The 3,189-nt window shown below is 71.6% G+C and carries 1 protein-coding gene; it reads right to left on the bottom strand.

Translation table 11 applies throughout. From position 1 onward, the window contains the following. Positions 1-3,189, bottom strand: a 3,189-nt coding sequence (locus tag AB0B40_RS38070) for a beta-ketoacyl synthase N-terminal-like domain-containing protein (RefSeq protein WP_362268212.1), incomplete at both ends; no start/stop codon positions are given.

Genomic DNA, 3,189 nt, shown 5'->3' on the forward strand with positions numbered 1-3,189 from the left:
GGACGCCTCGGACGAACAGTTCGGCCATCGAGACCAGCAACCGGCCCAGGCCGCCCTCCTCACGGCGCAGCGAACCACCGACCACGACACTAGACCGGACCGTGTCATCCGCCTCGTCCACGATCTCGCTGACCGGCTGGACCAGAACCGGGTGAGCGCTCGACTCCACGAACACCGAGTAACCCTCACCCAGGAGGTCGGCGACTGCGGGACCGAAACGGACCTGGCTACGCAGGTTCCGGTACCAGTACCCGCCGCCCAGAACACCCGCCTCCTTCACCCACTCACCCGTCACAGTCGAGTAGAAAGGAACCAGCGGCGCCTGAGCACGGACCTCAGCGAAGGCCTCAACCAGGATCTCCTCGATCGCTTCCACATGCCGGGTGTGGGAGGCGTAGTCCACCGCGATCCGGCGCACCCGCACACCCTCCGCGGCAAGAACCTCCAGCGCCTCGTCGAGAGCCTCGGCATCCCCGGCGATCACCACCGAGGACGGACCGTTGACCGCCGCCACCTCGACCCGGCCCGACCACCGCGCAAGTCGCTCGAGCACCTCAGCCTCAGGCAGCGCCACCGACGCCATACCACCACGGCCCGCCAAATCGCCCGCGATGACCTGGCTGCGTACCGCCACCACCCGGGCCGCGTCCTCAAGCGACAACGCACCCGCCACACACGCGGCCGCGATCTCGCCCTGCGAGTGACCCACCACCGCATCCGGCACCACACCCACCGACGCCCACACCGCAGCCAGACCCACCATCACCGCGAAACTCGCCGGCTGCACCACATCCACGCGCTCCAGGAGATCGGCCGGAGCATCCCCTCGCAGCACATCCACCAGCGACCAGTCCACCCACCGCTCCAACGCCGCCGCGCACTCAGCGATCCGCTCCGCGAACACCGGTGAGGAGTCGAGGAGTTCGCGACCCATGCCAGCCCACTGCGAACCCTGACCGGGGAACACCAGAACCGTCCGCCCCGCGACCGCGGCCGACGCCAATCCGCCAGTGACCACACCACGATGAGACTCACCCCGCGCCAGCGCACCAAGCCCCGCCAACGCCTCACCCCGCGAGCCGACCACCACCACCGCACGCTCGGACAACACCGCACGCTGACCAACCAACGCCGCGGCTACGTCCGTCAAGGGCACCCGCTCGCCGGACTCCACAAAGGACGCCAACCGCTCCGCCTGCCCCACCAGGGACGCCACCGAGGCGGCAGACACGACCAACGGCACCACACCGGCGGTGGATGCGGCGGGCGCCGCGGGCTGCTCCTCCGGTGCCTGTTCCAGGATCAGGTGCGCGTTCGTGCCGCTGATGCCGAAACTGGAGACACCGGCGCGGCGCGGCCTGCCCTCCTCCGACCAGGCGCGGGCCTCGGTGAGCAGTTCGACCGCGCCCGCCGTCCAGTCGACCTGGGGCGTCGGCTCCGTCACGTTGAGCGTGGGCGGCATGATGCCGTGTCGGAGCGCCTGCACCATCTTGATCACGGCGGAGACACCGGCCGCGGCCTGCGTGTGACCTACGTTGGACTTGAGCGAGCCCAGCCAGAGCGGGCGCTCCGGGTCCCGGTCCCGGCCGTACGTGGCGAGCAGGGCTTGCGCCTCGATGGGGTCGCCGAGCTCCGTGCCGGTGCCGTGCGCCTCCACCACGTCGATGTCGGCCGCGGCGAGGCCACCATTGGCGAGCGCCTTGCGGATGACCCGCTGCTGCGAGGGCCCGTTGGGGGCGGTCAGGCCGTTCGACGCGCCGTCCTGGTTCACGGCCGAGCCGCGGACGACCGCGAGCACCCGGTGGCCGCGTCTGCGGGCCTCCGAGAGGCGTTCCAGGACGACGATGCCGACGCCCTCGGACAGGATGGTGCCGTCGGCACCGGCCGAGAACGCCTTGACCCGGCCGTCGGCGGCGAGGCCGCGCTGGCGCGACATGCCGCGCAGGCCGATCGGTGAGCCCATGACGGCGACACCGCCCGCGAGGGCGAGCGAGCATTCGCCCTGACGCAGTGCCTGGGCAGCGAGGTGGATGGCGACGAGGGACGAGGAGCAGGCCGTGTCGACGGTGACCGCGGGGCCCTCGAAGCCGAACACGTATGACACCCTGCCGGAGGCCACGCTACCGGCGGTGGCCGTCGTGACGAAGCCTTCGAGTTCGTCGGGCACGTTGCTGAGGGACTCGATGTAGTCGTGGATGGAGACGCCCGAGAAGACACCGATATTGTCGCCGCGCGCGGAGTGGGGGTCGATGCCGGCCCGCTCCAGGGCCTCCCACGTGGTTTCGAGGAGGAGCCGCTGCTGTGGGTCCATGGCGAGCGCCTCGCGCGGCGAGATGCCGAAGAAGCCGGCGTCGAACTGGGCGGCGCTGTGCAGGAATCCGCCCTTGTGGACGTAGGCCGTGCCGGGCTTGTCGGGGTCGGCGTCGAACAGGCCGTCGAGGTCCCAGCCGCGGTCGTCCGGGAGGTCCACCATGCCGTCGCGGCCCTCGGCCACGAGACGCCAGAGGCCGTCGGGGTCGTCGACGCCGCCGGGCAGGCGGCAGGCCATGCCGACGATGGCGATGGGCTCGTCGGGCTCGGCGTGGGCGGTGGGGGTGGCGGTGGCACCGGCCGTGTCGTCGCCGAGCTCCTCGCGCAGGTAGCGGGCGAGTGCCACCGGGGTGGGGTAGTCGAAGATGAGGGTGGCGGGGAGTTTGACGCCGGTGGCGGCGCCGAGCCGGTTGCGGAGTTCGACCGCGGTGAGCGAGTCGAAGCCGATCTCGCTGAACCCTCGTGTGCCCTGGGCGAGTTCGGCGGCGTTGAAGCCGAGGACCGCGGTGCCTTCGGCCTGCACGATGCCGAGGAGGACGGCTTCCTGTTCGGCCTCGGGCAGTCCGGCGAGGCGCCGGAACAGGTCACTGCCGTCGCCTGCGCCGGCGCGTGCGAGGCGGCGGCCACTGCGCACCAGGCCGCGCAGGAGGTGCGGGACGGTGCCGCCGGAGGCCGCGTCGGCGCGCAACGACCGCAGGTCGAGCTTGATCGGTACGAGCAGGGTGTATTCGGCTCGCAGGCCGGTGTCGAGCAGGGCCAGGGCCTCGGCGGGGGTGAGGGGCAGGATGCCGCCGCGGCTCATGCGGGCCTGGTCGATCTCGCTGAGGTGGGCGGTCAGGCCGGTGCTCTGCTCCCACAGGCCCCAGGCCAGCGAGACAC

This window comes from Streptomyces sp. NPDC042638, assembly GCF_040647235.1.
Lineage (GTDB): Bacteria > Actinomycetota > Actinomycetes > Streptomycetales > Streptomycetaceae > Streptomyces > Streptomyces rameus.